Annotated in this window: 16 protein-coding genes; 10 read left to right on the forward strand and 6 right to left on the reverse strand. The window is 61.1% G+C overall.

Annotated features, from left to right (window positions below):
- Positions 1 to 21 precede the first annotated feature (21 nt).
- The gene (locus tag HX868_RS27860) at positions 22 to 384 is read right to left on the reverse strand and encodes a cupin domain-containing protein (protein ID WP_177005051.1); all 363 of its coding nucleotides are present in this window, start codon (positions 382 to 384) and stop codon (positions 22 to 24) included.
- Positions 385 to 613: 229 nt separating this feature from the next.
- Between HX868_RS27860 and HX868_RS27865 the strand changes: the two genes are divergently transcribed.
- Together HX868_RS27865 and HX868_RS27870 are read left to right on the forward strand one after the other, a co-directional pair.
- The gene (locus HX868_RS27865; protein ID WP_177005052.1) at positions 614 to 2,107 is read left to right on the forward strand and encodes an aldehyde dehydrogenase; all 1,494 of its coding nucleotides are present in this window, start codon (positions 614 to 616) and stop codon (positions 2,105 to 2,107) included.
- A gap of 160 nt (positions 2,108 to 2,267) precedes the next feature.
- Positions 2,268 to 3,410, forward strand: coding sequence for an MFS transporter (locus HX868_RS27870; RefSeq protein WP_177005053.1), 1,143 nt, complete (start codon positions 2,268 to 2,270; stop codon positions 3,408 to 3,410).
- 90 nt (positions 3,411 to 3,500) lie between these two features.
- On the opposite strand, the gene HX868_RS27875 is transcribed toward HX868_RS27870, so the two are convergent.
- Together HX868_RS27875 and HX868_RS27880 are read right to left on the reverse strand one after the other, a co-directional pair.
- Complete coding sequence (locus tag HX868_RS27875) at positions 3,501 to 5,069, reverse strand: phospholipase D family protein (protein WP_033901954.1); 1,569 nt, start codon at positions 5,067 to 5,069, stop codon at positions 3,501 to 3,503.
- Between the two features lie 62 nt (positions 5,070 to 5,131).
- Positions 5,132 to 6,556, reverse strand: a complete 1,425-nt coding sequence (locus tag HX868_RS27880; RefSeq protein ID WP_177005054.1) for an aminotransferase-like domain-containing protein — start codon at positions 6,554 to 6,556, stop codon at positions 5,132 to 5,134.
- 167 nt (positions 6,557 to 6,723) lie between these two features.
- Between HX868_RS27880 and HX868_RS27885 the strand changes: the two genes are divergently transcribed.
- Positions 6,724 to 6,948, forward strand: a complete 225-nt coding sequence (locus HX868_RS27885) for a DUF1127 domain-containing protein (protein ID WP_016975915.1) — start codon at positions 6,724 to 6,726, stop codon at positions 6,946 to 6,948.
- A gap of 1 nt (position 6,949) precedes the next feature.
- Here the strand turns inward: HX868_RS27885 and HX868_RS27890 are convergent, their stop codons facing one another.
- Positions 6,950 to 8,242 carry an NAD(P)/FAD-dependent oxidoreductase gene (locus HX868_RS27890; RefSeq protein WP_177005055.1) on the reverse strand — a complete coding sequence of 431 codons (1,293 nt, stop codon included), beginning with the start codon at positions 8,240 to 8,242 and terminating at the stop codon, positions 6,950 to 6,952.
- Between the two features lie 114 nt (positions 8,243 to 8,356).
- Between HX868_RS27890 and HX868_RS27895 the strand changes: the two genes are divergently transcribed.
- Positions 8,357 to 8,710 (forward strand): YkgJ family cysteine cluster protein, encoded by a 354-nt coding sequence (locus HX868_RS27895; RefSeq protein ID WP_016975913.1) that lies wholly within the window; start codon positions 8,357 to 8,359, stop codon positions 8,708 to 8,710.
- Between the two features lie 8 nt (positions 8,711 to 8,718).
- Here the strand turns inward: HX868_RS27895 and HX868_RS27900 are convergent, their stop codons facing one another.
- Entirely contained in the window at positions 8,719 to 9,207 is a 489-nt protein-coding gene (locus tag HX868_RS27900; RefSeq protein WP_003176896.1) for an Lrp/AsnC ligand binding domain-containing protein, read from the reverse strand.
- Between the two features lie 156 nt (positions 9,208 to 9,363).
- Here HX868_RS27900 and dadA point away from each other — a divergent pair, with 156 nt between their 5' ends.
- The 6 genes from dadA to HX868_RS27930 all read left to right on the forward strand — a co-directional run bounded on the left by dadA (position 9,364) and on the right by HX868_RS27930 (position 15,459).
- Positions 9,364 to 10,665, forward strand: a complete 1,302-nt coding sequence (dadA, locus tag HX868_RS27905) for a D-amino acid dehydrogenase (protein WP_177005056.1) — start codon at positions 9,364 to 9,366, stop codon at positions 10,663 to 10,665.
- Positions 10,637 to 10,990 (forward strand): RidA family protein, encoded by a 354-nt coding sequence (locus tag HX868_RS27910; RefSeq protein WP_028618462.1) that lies wholly within the window; start codon positions 10,637 to 10,639, stop codon positions 10,988 to 10,990. Before dadA ends, HX868_RS27910 begins: the two co-directional genes overlap by 29 nt.
- A 79-nt stretch (positions 10,991 to 11,069) precedes the next feature.
- A complete protein-coding gene (gene alr, locus HX868_RS27915) occupies positions 11,070 to 12,143 on the forward strand; it encodes an alanine racemase (RefSeq protein ID WP_177005057.1) in 1,074 nt (357 codons plus the stop codon).
- A gap of 116 nt (positions 12,144 to 12,259) precedes the next feature.
- Entirely contained in the window at positions 12,260 to 12,808 is a 549-nt protein-coding gene (locus HX868_RS27920) for a cupin domain-containing protein (protein ID WP_003176893.1), read from the forward strand.
- Positions 12,809 to 12,989: 181 nt separating this feature from the next.
- A complete protein-coding gene (locus HX868_RS27925) occupies positions 12,990 to 13,403 on the forward strand; it encodes a c-type cytochrome (RefSeq protein WP_177005080.1) in 414 nt (137 codons plus the stop codon).
- A gap of 133 nt (positions 13,404 to 13,536) precedes the next feature.
- Complete coding sequence (locus HX868_RS27930) at positions 13,537 to 15,459, forward strand: acetyl-CoA hydrolase/transferase C-terminal domain-containing protein (protein WP_177005058.1); 1,923 nt, start codon at positions 13,537 to 13,539, stop codon at positions 15,457 to 15,459.
- Positions 15,460 to 15,495: 36 nt separating this feature from the next.
- On the opposite strand, the gene HX868_RS27935 is transcribed toward HX868_RS27930, so the two are convergent.
- Positions 15,496 to 16,068: a xanthine phosphoribosyltransferase gene (locus tag HX868_RS27935; RefSeq protein ID WP_025856334.1), complete on the reverse strand. Its 573-nt coding sequence runs from the start codon at positions 16,066 to 16,068 to the stop codon at positions 15,496 to 15,498.
- Between the last annotated feature and the right edge of the window lie 51 nt (positions 16,069 to 16,119).

A 16,119-nucleotide genomic window follows, 5' to 3' on the forward strand; every position in this document is an offset into this window, starting at 1 on the left:
TTTTTGCCTGCGATTTGCCGGTCAGGCTTTCTGTTCGAACACCACGTAGATCTTGCGGCACGGCTCCAGCACTTCCCAGGTGCCGCTGAACCCGGCCGGGATCACGAAGCGGTCACCGGCGCGCAGGGTCTTGGCGTTGCCATCGGCATCACGCAGTACTGAAACGCCCTGCACAATTTCGCAGTATTCATGCTCGGTGTAGTTGACCTTCCACTGCCCGACTTCACCTTCCCAAACGCCCGCGTTCATCTGGCCGCAGGGACTGTTGTAGTGGTTGTAGATCGTTTGCTCGGGATCACCCTTGAGGATTTTTTCGGCGGCAGGGCGGTAGCGCTCGGCGGCGGTCTTGGCTTGGCTGAAGTCGACGATGTCCTGGATGCTCATGTGCGTGTCCCGTCTGGCCTGCGGTTGGAGAGCCCAAAGTCTATGTTTATTAAAATGAACATCGCAAGGGCGTTTACCGGCGTTATGTCAAATATATTGAAACATCCCCAGCCGCTGGTTTAGGGTGGCAGCTGCCTTGCGCCGAACCATTGGCTGGCGGGCAAGAATTCTTTAAGGCTGCCGAGGGACATCCCCTGGCCCTTGTATTCAATAAGAGGAGGACACTCGCATGACCACCCTGACCCGTGCCGACTGGGAACAACGCGCCAAGGATCTGAAGATCGAAGGCCGCGCCTACATCAATGGCGAGTACACCGCCGCCGTTTCCGGTGACACCTTCGAATGCATTAGCCCGGTCGACGGCCGCCTGCTGGCCACCGTTGCCAGCTGTGACGTGGCCGACGCCCAGCGCGCCGTCGAAAACGCCCGCGCCACCTTCAACTCCGGTGTGTGGTCGCGCCTGGCGCCGGCCAAACGCAAATCCGCCATGCTGCGTTTCGCCGCGTTGCTCAAGGCCAATGCCGAAGAGCTGGCGCTGCTCGAAACCCTGGACATGGGCAAGCCGATCAGCGACTCCCTGAACATCGACGTACCCGGCGCGGCAAATGCCCTGAGCTGGAGTGGCGAGGCCATCGACAAGATCTACGACGAAGTTGCCGCCACCCCGCACGACCAGTTGGGCCTAGTGACCCGCGAGCCGGTTGGTGTGGTCGGCGCGATTGTGCCGTGGAACTTCCCGCTGATGATGGCCTGCTGGAAGCTTGGCCCGGCGCTGTCCACCGGTAACTCGGTGATCCTCAAGCCGTCTGAAAAATCCCCGCTGACTGCCATCCGCATCGCGGCCCTGGCCGTTGAAGCCGGTATTCCCAAAGGTGTGTTCAACGTGCTGCCAGGTTATGGCCACACGGTCGGCAACGCGCTGGCGCTGCACATGGACGTCGACACCCTGGTGTTCACCGGTTCGACCAAGATCGCCAAGCAACTGTTGATCCGCTCCGGCGAATCGAACATGAAGCGCGTGTGGCTGGAAGCCGGTGGCAAGAGCCCGAACATTGTGTTTGCCGATGCGCCCGACCTGCAAGCCGCCGCCGAATCCGCCGCCGGCGCCATCGCCTTCAACCAGGGCGAAGTCTGCACCGCCGGTTCGCGCCTGCTGGTCGAGCGTTCCATCAAGGACACATTCCTGCCGCTGGTGATCGACGCCCTCAAGGGCTGGAAGCCTGGCAACCCACTGGATCCGGCCACCAACGTCGGCGCGCTGGTGGACACCCAGCAAATGAACACCGTGCTCTCGTACATCGAAGCCGGTCATGCCGATGGCGCCAAGTTGGTCGCCGGTGGCAAGCGCACGCTGGAAGAAACCGGCGGCACTTATGTGGAGCCGACGATTTTCGACGGTGTGACCAACGCGATGAAGATCGCCAAGGAAGAGATCTTTGGCCCGGTCCTGTCGGTGATTACCTTCGACAGCGCCGAAGAAGCGGTCGCCATTGCCAACGACACCATCTACGGTCTGGCCGCAGCGGTGTGGACGGCGGATATCTCCAAGGCACACCTCACCGCCAAAGCCCTGCGCGCCGGTAGTGTGTGGGTCAACCAGTACGACGGCGGTGACATGACCGCGCCGTTTGGTGGCTTCAAGCAGTCGGGCAACGGTCGCGACAAGTCGCTGCATGCGTTCGACAAGTACACCGAGCTGAAGGCGACCTGGATCAAGCTCTAAGCAACACCGCTGATCCCTGTAGGAGCGAGCGTGCTCGCGAAGAACTAGAAGGCGCCGCGTTTATCCAGGATAGGCGCGTCATCGTTAACGTTTTTCGCGAGCAAGCTCGCTCCTACAGTTCGTTTTGCACTCCCTGAAAATTATCCACAGGAGCGTGGACATGCGTTGGGCGACTTATTTCGCCGTCCTGGCTTCGGTGCTCAGCGTCGGTTTGGCCCTGGGCGTCAGTATGCCGCTGGTGTCCCTGCGCCTCGAAAGCTGGGGCTACGGCAGTTTCGCCATCGGCGTGATGGCAGCCATGCCGGCCTTTGGCGTACTGCTCGGCGCGAAAATCTCCAGCCGCATGGCCTCATGGCTCGGCACCGCCAACCTCATGCGCCTGTGCCTGTGGGCGGGCGCGGTGTCCATCGGCTTGCTGGCGATCCTGCCCAGCTACCCGGTCTGGTTGGTGCTGCGCCTGATGATCGGCGTGATTCTGACTATCGTGTTTATCCTCGGCGAAAGCTGGATCAACCAGTTGGTGGTGGAGCAGTGGCGCGGCCGGCTGGTGGCGCTGTATGGCTGCAGTTATGCCTTGAGTCAACTGTCAGGCCCGTTGCTGCTGGGCTTGATCGGTACCGATCATGACTACGGTTTCTGGGTCGGCGCAGGCCTGTTAGTCGTGGCGCCATTCCTGTTGCTGGGCCGCTCCGGCGCGCCAACCGCCGAGTCCTTCAGCGTGACCTTCGCCGACCTCTGGCGCTTCTGCCTGAGTCTGCCGGCGATTGCCTGGGCGGTGGCTTTATTCGCCGCCTTCGAGGCGATGATTCTGACGTTGTTGCCGGTGTATTGCCTGCAACAAGGCTTCACCGCCGAAATCGCCCTGGCCATGGTCAGCACAGTGGTGGTCGGCGATGCGCTGCTGCAGTTGCCCATCGGGGCACTGGCCGACTACCTGCCGCGACGCACGCTGTTCCTGAGCTGTGCGGTGTTGTTGCTGGTGTCGAGCCTGGCGATTCCACTGCTGATGCACACGCTGTTGATCTGGCCGATCTGGGTGTTGTTCGGCGCGAGTGCCGGAGGGTTGTTCACCCTATCGTTGATCCTGATCGGCGAGCGTTACCGCGACGATGCGCTGGTGCGTGCCAATGCCCATGTTGCGCAACTGTGGGGAATCGGTTGCCTGGTTGGCCCACTGGTGGCAGGCGCGGGCAGCCAGTGGATCAGCGGGCATGCATTGCCGTTGCTGATGGCCGCGGGTGCGCTGGGCCTGGTGCTGCTGTTGCTGCGCCAAGGCGCATTCGGTGCAACACAGCCGGTGTAGGAGCGAGCTTGCTCGCGAAGAACTCAAGGACGCCGCGGTAAACCAGACGGCACGCGTTATCGTTAACGTTTTTCGCGAGCGAGCTCGCTCCTACAACATGCGTTCCAGGCCGACGGAGGTGGCGAACCAGGCATTGAACCGTCGCCACCAACTGCCCGGCTCGCGGGTCAAAGTGTGCAGTTGGCCGTTATCTTCGGTCACCCACACGACTTGGCCGTCCTGCAGTTTCGCCTCATAGCTCAAGGGCGGCGCCATGCCTTGCAGCGCCAGGTTGCGCACGTGCTCTGCCAGCTCCGGGCTGTCGACCAGCACACCCACTTCGGTATTCCATAGCACCGAGCGCGGGTCGAAGTTGAATGAACCAATAAACGACTTCTCCCGATCAAAGATCATCGCCTTGCTGTGCAAGCTCGAATCTGAACCCCGGAAGGTGCCGCGACGAAACAGGTGGGGGCCGCTGCCGCCACTGGGGTCGCCCGGTTGGCGGCGCAACTCATAGAGCTTCACTCCATGCTCCAGCAGCGCTTTGCGATAGGGCGCATAACCGCCGTGCACGGCAGGCACGTCGGTGGCTTCCAGGGAATTGGTCAGCAGGCTCACCGACACACCTGCATCGGCGCGCCCCGTCAGGTACACCAGTCCAGGTTGCCCTGGCACGAAATAAGCCGAAATCATCATCAACTCGTGGTTGACGCCTTCCAGCTCCGGCGCCAGTTGCGTGGTGAGCAACAACCGAGGATCCGGATCGGCCTTGGCCAGCACCTTGCTCGGCGCGTCCCACAGCGCCTGGTTCCAGGCCCAGATCAGCTCACGGCGCCAGGTGTCCATGCGCGGCTGGGTTTGGTAGGTGCGCAAGCGGTTGTACAGCGCGTGGTTCTGTTGACGCGACTCGGCGAGAGACGCTTCCAGGCGCACGCGCGCAGCGGCCAGGTCGCCTTTGGAGGGCGTATTGGAGACAAAGTCATCAATCGGCTTGCTCAGCGCGCTGTTCCAGTACTGGTCGAAGCTGTGACCCAACTGTTCGGCCACCGGGCCCACGCTGAGCATATCGATATCAGTGAAGTTCAGGTTGGGTTCGGCGTCGAAATACTCATCCCCCAGGTTGCGCCCGCCGACGATGGCCACGCTGTTGTCCGCCAGCCACAGCTTGTTATGCATGCGCCGGTGTTGCAGCGAGAGGTTGAACAGCCGGCCCATGGCGCGCGTAACGCCTGTGCTGCGCCCTAGGTGTAACGGGTTGAACAGGCGGATCTCGATCTTGGGATGGGCGGCAAGGGTGGCGATGATCTGGTCGAGGCCGTCGCTGGTGGTGTCGTCCAGCAGGATGCGCACCCGCACGCCACGGTCGGCGGCCTTGAGCAGTTCGTCCACCAGCATGCGCGTGCTGATGCCGTCGTGCACGATGTAGTACTGCAGGTCGAGGCTGGTCTGGGCGTTGCGGATCAGCTCGGCGCGGGCCATGAACGCCTCGCTGCTGTTGGGCAACAGGCGAAAGCCGGAGCGGCCTTGATAAGGCGCCGCCTGGGCCTGGATCGAGCGGCCGAACGACGATTGCGCGGCGGGGAGGGCGTCGCTGGGGATGCGCGGAGTACTCACCGTCGCGCAGCCGCCCAGGGCCAGGGCTCCCAACAGGAAAAACGGTAATAGCCGTTGAATCATCAAGGGAGTTGCTTCCAGATCAGGGCGGTTGTCGGCATATGACGGCAAATTCCCGCGAAAGGTCAGTCGGCGGCCTCGGCCAGCATCTTGATGGCGGCTGCACCCACCTTGCGCACGGCTTCTTCAATCTGCGGGGTGGGCTTGGCACCGTAGTTCATACGCAGGCAGTTCCGGTACTTGCCCGACGCCGAAAAGATGCTGCCGACGGCCACCTGTACGCCTTGCTCAATCAGGATACGGTTGAGTTTCAGTGTATCGAAGCCTTCCGGCAGTTCGACCCAGAGCATGAAGCTGCCTTGGGGGCGACTGGCACGGGTGCCTGCCGGAAAGTAGCGGCTGACCCAGTCGATCATCAAGTCACGATTGCGCTGGTATTGGGTGCGCATCCGCCGCAAATGCGGTTCGAAGTGGCCACCTTTGAGGAATTCGGCAATGGCGATCTGCGGTTGTGTCGCGGTGCAGCCGGTGCTGATGTATTTCATGTGCAGCACCCGTTCCAGATAGCGACCCGGCGCGACCCAACCGATGCGCAAACCTGGCGCCAGGGTTTTCGAGAATGAGCTGCACAGCACTACACGGCCGTCCTCATCGAAGGACTTGATGGTGCGCGGGCGCGGGTAGCTGTAGGCCAGCTCGCCATACACATCGTCCTCGATGATCGCCACGTCAAAGCGCTGGGCCAGGGTCAGCAGTGCTTTTTTACGTGCCTCGGGCATGATGTAGCCGAGGGGATTGTTGCAGTTGGGGGTCAGCTGGATGACCTTGATCGGCCATTGTTCCAGCGCCAATTCCAGGGCTTCGAGGCTGATGCCGGTGATCGGGTCGGTGGGGATTTCCAGGGCTTTCATGCCCAGGCCCTTGAGGGTCTGCATGGCGCCGTGGAAGCTCGGCGAGTCCACCGCGACGATGTCGCCAGGCTCGCAGATCGCATGGATGCTGGCGGACAGCGCCTCATGGCAACCGGTGGTAATCACGATGTCCTCGGCCGTCAGTTGGCAGCCGGAATCCAGTGACAGTCGCGCGACCTGCTCGCGCAACTCCATACAGCCGAGGATGTTGTCGTAATACAGCCCCGGCAGATCCTGGCGGCGGCTCACGCGGGCCAGGCTACGCAGCAGCGGCTTCATGGTCGGCGACAATACGTCCGGCATGCCGCGCCCCATCTGTATGACATCTTTGCGCGGGACTGCGCGAACCAGCTCCAGTACCTGGTCCCACTGGGATATCTCCACGGGCCGCTGTGCCGGACGACCAACTTCGGGCAGGGCCGGCAACTCGCGGCCGACTGGCACAAAGTAGCCGGATTTCGGCTTCGGCATTGCCAGGCCGTTGTCTTCCAGCAAACGATAGGCCTGTTGCACGGTGCTCAGGCTGACCCCGTGTTCCACGCTTAAAGCCCTTACAGAAGGCAGCCTGTCTCCAGGGCGATAGAAGCCCTGTTCGATGCGGGTGCCCAGTAATTCGGCGAGGTTCATGTACAGGGTCATGGCGGTCGCTCCCGAGAAACCATTACAGATAGCCCGAAAATACAGGATTCAGCCGCCATTAGGCAGTATCTGTATGGATTTAATAAAGTTGGGTTGAATCTGTAATGGTTTTCGCCTTGCGCCCATCCTTGCCACTCAAGGCAACAAGGCAAATGAGGGGCAGCAAAATGAACGGCATGAGCGATGTGCGGCTGGCGCTACACGGTCAGGAACTGCAGGCAGGGCAAGAGCGGGCGACGGCGCCGCGCGATATCAGCCGCTGGGGTCTGTTCTGGCACCGTCGTCACACGCGCAAGGCATTGCTGCATCTGACCCGCGAACAACTGCGCGATGTCGGGTTGACCGCCGAACAGGCGCGCCAGGAAGGTCTGAAACCCTTCTGGCGCGACTGAATCACACCCGCTCTTTGAGGCGGTGCCAGAGCATCCCCAACGCCAACAGCGGCGAGCGCAGGTGCTTGCCGCCGGGGAAGGTGATGTGCGGCACCTGGGCGAACAGGTCGAAGCGCCCCTGTTGCTGGCCACTGATGGCCTCGGCCAGCAACTTGCCCGCCAGGTGGGTGGCGTTGAGGCCATGGCCGGCGTAGGCCTGGGCGTAATACACGTTGGGTTGGTCGGCCAGGCGGCCAATCTGCGGCAAGCGGTTGGCGCCGATGCCGATCATGCCGCCCCATTGATAATCGATTTTAACGTCAGCCAATTGCGGGAAAACCTGGAGCATTTTCGGACGCATGTAGGCGCCGATGTCCTTCGGATCGCGACCGGAGTAGTGACAAGCGCCGCCGAACAGCAGGCGACGGTCGGCGGACAGCCGGAAGTAATCCACGGTGACGCGCTGGTCGCACACCGCCATGTTTTGCGGCAGCAGGTGGGCGGCCTGCACTTCGCTCAACGGCTCGGTGGCGATGATGTAGCTGCCGGCGGGCAACACTTTGCCGCTCAGGTGTGGGTTGAGGCCATTGAGGTAAGCATTGCACGCCAGCACCAGGGTCTTGGCGCGCACGTTGCCCTGGGCGGTGTGCACGTTGACTTCGGGGCCGTAGTCGATACGGGTGACTTCAGATTGCTCGAACAGCTTCACGCCCAGTTGCTGCGCGGCGGCGGCTTCGCCAAGGGCCAGGTTCAGCGGGTGCAGGTGACCGGAACCCATATCGATCATGCCGCCCACGTAGCGCTCCGAACCGATTACGCTGCTCATCTCGTTGGCCTGCAGCAAGCGCACTTCGTGACGATAACCCAGGCCGCGCAGCTCTTCCGCGTCGTCGGCCAGGCCTTGCAGGTCGCGAGGCTTGTTGGCGAGGTCGCAGTAACCCCAGGTCAGGTCGCAGGGGATCTGGAAGCGTTCGACGCGCTCACGCACGATCTCCACGGCTTCCAGGCCCATCAGCTTCATCTGGCGCACGCCATCGGTGCCAATCACATTGGTGAACTGATCCAGGCCATGGCCGACGCCACGGATCAGCTGACCGCCGTTACGTCCGCTGGCGCCCCAGGCGATCTTGCGTGCCTCCAGCAGCACCACGCTGAACCCCCGCTCGGCCAGCTCAAGCGCCGTGTTCAGCCCGGAAAAACCGCCGCCCACCACGCACACATCGGCTGTCACGTCGCCTGTCAGCACCGGGTAATCGGGTTGCGGCACGCTGCTGGCGGCGTAATAGGAAGTGGTGTGCCGGGCGCTGGCAGTCATGGGAGCCTCCCTGTTTGGAAAATTTGACGCAGGATACAGCGGTCGGATGCAGCTGTCTGCGCAGGGCGTTTTGCGGCAGAATCCACGCCTATTCGCCGTTCGGTATATGTTTCGATGAGTTGCAACAGTCAGAAAATCAGCGCGCTGCGTCGGCAGATTCCTTCGTTCGAGTGCGTCCCCGGTTGCCACGACTGCTGTGGGCCGGTGACGACCTCGCCCGAGGAAATGTCGCGTCTGCCGCGCAAGACCGCCGCCGAGCAGGATGCGGCCATGGATGAACTGAACTGCGTGCACCTGGGGCCCAACGGCTGCACGGTCTACGACGAGCGACCGTTGATCTGCCGGCTGTTCGGCACCACCAAGACCTTGCCGTGCCCGAACGGGCGGCGCCCGGTGGAGCTGATACATCCGCGGGTGGAGAAACAGATCCATGAGTACATGGCGAGCACACGGCAGGTTTTGGTTTAGCCCGCTCTTCAGTCCGGGATCGGCAGGTTAAGGCTCTCTTTCACCTCTTCCATCACGATATAGCTCTTGGACTCCCGCACATGGGGCAACTTGAGCAGGATATCCCCCAGCAGTTTGCGGTACGACGCCATCTCGGAAATCCGCGCTTTCACCAGGTAGTCGAAGTCGCCTGAGACCAAGTGGCACTCCAGCACATGGGGCAGTTTCAGCACCGCGCGGCGGAACTCCTCAAAGGTGTCGCCAGACTTGTAATCCAGGCTGATCTCGACAAATACCAGCAAACTACCCTTCAAATGCTGCGGGTTGAGCCGCGCGTTGTAACCCATGATGATCCCTTCACGCTCCAGCCGGCGCACGCGCTCGGTGCAGGGCGTAGTCGACAACCCAACCTTTTCCCCCAACTCCGTGAACGAAATGCGCCCGTCGGTTTGCAGGATGCGCAGGATGTTGCGGTCGATCTTGTCCAGCTCCCGCTTGGTCTGGGTGTTGGTTCGCATAGGGGATACGCCTCTGTGAAAAGGGTTTTTGCCGAGAATTGTCGCCAAATATAGGCAGTTATATAGTGAAATGCACTGGCAATTGTTTTTTAAACTGCGCTCATCATTGCTCGAATAACACACGTCAGCGGCCATGCCCGCGATGAGGATATAAAAATGCGCGTTCTGGTCTTGGGTAGCGGCGTCATTGGTGTGACCAGTGCCTACTATTTGGCGCGGGCCGGCTTTGAAGTGGTGGTCGTCGACCGTCAGCCCGCCGCTGCCATGGAAACCAGTTTCGCCAACGCCGGCCAGGTTTCCCCAGGCTATGCGTCGCCATGGGCTGCGCCGGGCGTGCCGCTCAAGGCAATCAAATGGCTGTTGCAGCGCCACGCGCCGCTGGCGATCAAGGCCACCGCCGATATCGATCAATACCTGTGGATGGCGCAGATGCTGCGCAACTGCACCGCCAACCGTTATGCGGTGAACAAGGAGCGCATGGTGCGCCTGTCCGAGTACAGCCGCGACTGCCTCGACGAACTGCGCGCAGAAACCGGCATTGCCTACGAAGGCCGTAGCCTCGGCACGACCCAACTGTTCCGTACCCAGGCACAACTGGATGGCGCGGCCAAGGACATCGCTGTGCTGAAGGAGTCCGGCGTGCCGTTTGAAGTGCTCGACCGCGCCGGCATCGCCCGCGTTGAGCCGGCGCTGGCCAGCGTCACCGATATCCTCGCGGGTGCCTTGCGCCTTCCGAACGACCAGACCGGCGACTGCCAGATGTTCACCACCCGCCTGGTCGACATGTGCAAGCAACTGGGCGTGGAGTTCCGCTTCGAACAAGACATCCAGCGCCTCGACTACGCCGGTGACCGCATCAACGGCGTGTGGATCGATGGCAAGCTGGAAACCGCCGACCGCTACGTACTGGCCCTCGGCAGTTACTCGCCGAAATTGCTCAAGCCGCTGGGGATCAAGGCCCCGGTGTACCCGCTCAAGGGTTACTCGTTGACCGTGCCAATCACCAACCCGGCGATGGCGCCGACTTCGACCATTCTCGACGAGACCTACAAGGTCGCGATCACCCGTTTCGACAACCGCATCCGTGTCGGTGGCATGGCTGAAATCGCCGGTTTTGACCTGTCGCTGAACCCGCGTCGACGCGAAACCCTGGAGATGATCGTCAACGACCTTTATCCTCAGGGCGGCGATTTGACCGAAGCCACTTTCTGGACCGGCCTGCGTCCGACCACCCCCGACGGTACGCCGATTGTCGGTGCCACTCCGTTCAAGAACCTGTTCCTGAATACCGGCCATGGCACCCTCGGTTGGACCATGGCCTGTGGGTCCGGTCGCTTGCTGGCTGACCTGATGGCTTCGAAGACCCCGCAGATCAGCGCCGAAGGCCTCGATATTTCCCGTTATGGCAACCACCAGGAGTCCGCACAACATGTCAATCCAGCGCCAGCTCACCAATGAGCGCATGAGCCAGATCGTTGTTCACAGCGGTACCGTGTATCTGGCCGGGCAAGTCGGTGACGACATGAACGCCGGGATTGAACAGCAGACCCGTGAAACCCTGGCCAATATTGAGCGTTTGCTCGACCTGGCTGGCACGGACAAGAGCAAGCTGCTGTCGGTGACGATCTACCTGAAAGACATCGACGCCGATTTCGCCGGCATGAACGCGGTGTGGGACAAGTGGCTGCCCAAGGGTGTTGCACCTGCCCGCGCCACGGTTGAAGCCAAGCTGTGCGAACCGGAAATCCTGGTAGAGCTGTCCGTCGTGGCGGCCTTGCCTTAAACAACGATCCCTCTCCCGGTGCCGATGCTGTTGGTCGGTGCCGGTTTTTCTTCACTCTGCCGCCTAGAAGCCTGCCGCCATGCGTCCTGCCCGTGCCCTGATCGACCTCCAAGCCCTGCGCCACAACTACCAATTGGCCCGTGAAGTCACGGGGGCCAAGGCCCTTGCCGTGATCAAGGCCGATGCCTACGGGCATGGCGCCGTACGCGTGGCCCAGGCGCTGGAAGCCGAGGCCGATGGGTTTGCCGTGGCGTGTATCGAGGAAGCCCTGGAGCTGCGTGCCGCCGGAATTCGTGCGCCGGTGCTGTTGCTGGAAGGTTTTTTCGAGGCCGACGAGCTGCCGCTGATCATCGAGCATGACTTCTGGTGCGTGGTGCATTCGCTGTGGCAGTTGGATGCGATCGAACAGGCCAAGCTGAGCAAGCCGCTGACTATCTGGCTCAAACTCGATTCCGGCATGCACCGTGTTGGCCTGCATCCGAAGGATTATCACGAGGCTTACCAACGCCTGCTGGCCAGTGGCAAAGTCGCCAAGATCGTGTTGATGAGCCACTTCGCGCGCGCCGATGAACTCGACTGTGTGCGCAGCGATGAGCAGGTAGCGGTGTTCGAGGCGGCGCGCCAGGGCTTGTCGGCTGAGGTCAGCCTGCGCAATTCACCATCGGTGATGGGCTGGCCAAATGTGTCCAGCGACTGGGTGCGCCCCGGCATCATGCTTTACGGTGCCACCCCGTTTGGCGAAGACCAGGCCGTGGCGGCCCGTTTGCAGCCGGTAATGACCCTGGAATCCAAGGTGATCTGCGTGCGTGAACTGCCAGCGGGTGAGCCGGTGGGTTACGGCGCCAAATTCATCACGCCCAAGCCGATGCGCATCGGCGTGGTTGCCATGGGTTATGCCGATGGCTACCCGCGTCACGCGCCAACCGGCACGCCGGTGCTGGTGGCGGGGCAGCGCAGCCAATTGTTGGGGCGTGTGTCCATGGACATGCTGTGCATCGACCTGACGGACGTGCCGCAGGCCGGGCTCGGTTCCACCGTGGAACTGTGGGGTAAAAACATCCTTGCCAGTGATGTTGCGGTGGCCGCCGAGACCATTCCCTACCAACTGTTCTGCAACCTGCGCCGCGTGCCAAGGCTCTATTCCGGCGCTTGATCGCCCGGTACGAACACAACCGCCCGGGATTTAGGCCCAAGTGTTGTAAATACTGAACGCTGTCGCCATGATAACGCTCAATTACAACAAAGCCTGAATCCTAGGAGGCTCCTGCATTGGACGTCGGCGAACGACTGCAATCCATCCGTAAACTGAAGGGTCTTTCCCAGCGCGAGCTCGCCAAGCGCGCGGGTGTCACCAACAGCACCATTTCGATGATCGAAAAAAACAGCGTCAGCCCCTCGATCAGCTCCTTGCGCAAGGTGCTGGGCGGCATCCCCATGTCCATGGTCGAGTTCTTTTCCGAGGAGATCCTGCAGGAAATACCGACGCAGATCGTCTATAAAGCCAATGAGCTGATCGACATCTCTGACGGCGCCGTCACCATGAAATTGGTAGGCCGGGCGCACCCCAGCCGGGCGATTGCGTTTCTCAACGAAATCTACCCACCGGGCGCCGACACGGGCGAAGAAATGCTCACCCACGAAGGCGAAGAAACCGGGATCCTGGTGGAAGGTCGACTGGAGTTGGTGGTCGGTCTTGAAACTTTTGTGCTCGAAGCCGGCGATAGCTACTACTTTGAAAGCACCAAGCCTCATCGTTTTCGCAATCCGTTCGACGTGCCGGCGCGACTAATCAGCGCAGCCACACCCGCGAACTTTTAAGAAAAGAGGCGTCCTGCCAGCGTTGCAGAGACTCCCGTAGCTGTATCCGTGAAGCCCAATCTCCCTTTATTTAATAGGGTTGTTTCGGCCAGGCGGGCTAACCGTTATACTTTCGCCGCCTGCGAAACCGTGGCCGCAGGCGTGAATAGCCACCATTGAGGGTGAACGCGTGAACCTAATTATGAAAATGCTGGCTGCACCAGCAACCGTACTGGCCCTATGGGCTGTCAGCGCTCAAGCTGCGACCAATGATGATATTGCCAAGCGCCTGGAGCCGGTCGGCCAAGTCTGCGTCCAGGGCCAGGAGTGCAAGGGCATGGAAGTGGCGGTCGCCGCAGGCGGTGGCGCTGCGAAGACGCCGGATGAGATCATCGCCAAGCACTGCAACGCTTGTCACGGCACCGGCCTGTTGGGCGCGCCGAAAATCGGCGATACAGCCGCCTGGAAAGAACGCGCCGACCACCAGGGCGGCCTCGACGGTCTGCTGGCCAAGGCCATCACCGGCCTGAACGCGATGCCGCCCAAAGGCACTTGTGCTGATTGCTCGGATGATGACCTGAAAGGTGCGATCGAGAAGATGTCCGGGTTGAAATAAACCGATCTTCGTCAAAAAGCCGCTTACGAGCGGCTTTTTTGTATCTGTGATTTATGTTTCAGCGCTGTTCTTTGCAGCAAAGACCCGGCAAGCTCGGTCCAACCCCTAATCATGGAATGTTCAGGAGGGTCGGATGGTGCAGTTGTGTTCAATCGAGCAAGCAGTTGACGATGTGCTGGAGCGGTTGCCGGCGCATATCCACATGGGCATGCCGTTGGGCTTGGGCAAGCCGAACCTGTTTGCCAACGCGCTGTACCGGCGCGTCGCCAAGTTGCCGGAGCGGGCACTGACGATCTACACCGCGCTGAGCCTGGGCCGGCCGACGATGGGCAATGGTTTGCAGAAGCGCTTTCTCGAACCCTTTATCGAGCGGGTGTTTGGCGATTACCCCGAGCTGGATTTCCTTGCCGACCTGCACAAAGACAGCCTCCCGAAAAATATCCATGTGCAGCAGTTCTTCATGCAGCCCGGCAGCTTGCTGCACAGCGAGTCGGCGCAGCAGGACTACGTGAGCAGTAACTACAGCCACGCCGCCCGCGATATCAACGCCGCAGGGTTGAATCTGGTGGCGCAATTGGTCGCCAGCAGCAGTGAGCATCCGGATCGCCTGAGCCTGAGCTGCAACCCGGATATCACCCTCGACCTATTGCCCATGATTGCCAAGCGTCGTGAGGCCGGCGAAACCATTCTGGTGGTCGGCCAGGTTCACAGCGACTTGCCTTACATGCCCGGGGACGCTGAACTGGGGATGGACGCCTTCGATTACCTGATCGATGAAAAAGACAGCACCACGCTGTTTTCCACGCCGAACATGCCGGTGGGGTTCCAGGACCACTTTATCGGCCTGCATGCCAGCACCCTGGTGCGCGATGGCGGCACCTTGCAGATCGGCATAGGTTCCATGGGCGATGCGCTGACCGCCGCGTTGCTCGCGCGCCAGGCGGATAACGAAGCCTACCGATTGCTGCTGACGGACTTGGACGTTTACCAGTGGGCGCCGCTGATCAGTCACGAAGGCGGTGTCGATCCGTTCTCCCGTGGCCTCTACGGTTGCAGCGAAATGTTCGTCAACGGCCTGCTGGTGCTGGCGGACGCGGGGATTATCCGCCGCAAGGTCTACCCCGACGTGGCGACCCAGGAACAGGCTAACGCCGGCATGCTTGACGATGCTGCGCAGCCGGATGGCATCTCGATCCACGGCGGTTTTTTCCTCGGCCCGAGAAGTTTCTATCAGCGCCTGCAGGAAATGACCCACGCCAAACGCCTCGAATTCAACATGACCCGCATCAGCTACATCAACGAACTGTACGGCCAGGAAGAACTCAAGCGCCTGCAACGCCTGGATGCGCGGTTTATCAACAGCGCGATCATGGTGACGTTGCTCGGCGCGGGCGTGGCCGATCAGTTGGAGGACGGTCGCGTGCTCAGCGGCGTGGGCGGGCAGTACAACTTTGTTGCCCAAGGGCATGCGCTGGAAGGTGCGCGCTCGATCCTGATCCTGCGCAGCTGGCGCGAGTCGGGGGGGGAGGTCAGTTCCAATATCGTCTGGGATTATGGCCACTGCACGATTCCTCGGCATCTGCGGGATATCGTCATTACCGAGTACGGCATTGCTGATTTGCGCGGGCAGACAGATGCCAAGGTGATCGAGGCGTTGCTCAATATCACCGACTCACGCTTCCAGGACGATTTGATCGAACAGGCACAGAAGGCCGGCAAGTTGCCGAAGGATTTCCGGTTGGATCCGCGTTTTGCCGACAACACGCCGGAGCGGCTGCAAGGTATTCAAGCGCGGCATCGCCGGCTGTTCCCGGAGTATCCGCTGGGCAGCGATTTCACGGAGGAAGAGCGCGATTTGTTGCGGGCGTTGAACTGGCTCAAGAGCAAATTCAAGCTGACGGAGATGCTGGAGCTGGGCAAGGCGGCGTTGGATGCGCCGGAGCCGGAGGCGTTTCCAGAGCATCTGAAACGGATGCGGTTGGATAAGCCGGAGGGGCTGAAAGAGGATCTGTATCAGCGGCTTTTGCTCGCAGGACTTCAAGCCTCTGCATTGTAGGAGCGAGCAAGCTCGCTCCTACGGGTGCGGCGTTGATTATTCGATGAAGGTCACTACGCCGCCTTCCAACGACTTCACCCGCGCCAGCGACTCAACCCGATAACCCTGCGCGTCCAACTCCGCACGGCCACCCTGGAATGACTTCTCAATCACAATCCCCAAACCGGCGACCGTTGCGCCGGCCTGCTTGATGATCGAGATCAGCGCCTGGGACGCCTTGCCATTGGCCAGGAAGTCATCGATCACCAGCACACGGTCGCTGCTGGTCAGGTGGCGCGGGGAGATCGCCACGGTGCTTTCGACCTTCTTGGTGAAGGAGTACACCGTCGCCGACAGCAGGTTTTCCGTGAGGGTCAGGGATTGCTGCTTGCGTGCAAAGATCACCGGTACGCCCAGGTTCAGGCCGGTCATGATCGCCGGGGCGATGCCGGAGGCTTCGATGGTGACGATCTTGGTGATGCCCGAATCCTTGAACAGTGCGGCGAATTCGTCGCCGATCAGTTTCATCAGTGCCGGGTCGATCTGGTGGTTCAGAAAGGCGTCGACCTTGAGTACCTGATCGGAAAGCACGATGCCTTCTTCGCGAATTTTCTTGTGCAGTGCTTCCACGGAAAGCTTCCTCTAATGGCGCGGTGCGCGCCGAAAGTAGATTAAAAAGTA

The organism is Pseudomonas reactans (assembly GCF_013385825.1).
Classification (GTDB): Bacteria; Pseudomonadota; Gammaproteobacteria; order Pseudomonadales; family Pseudomonadaceae; genus Aquipseudomonas; species Aquipseudomonas reactans.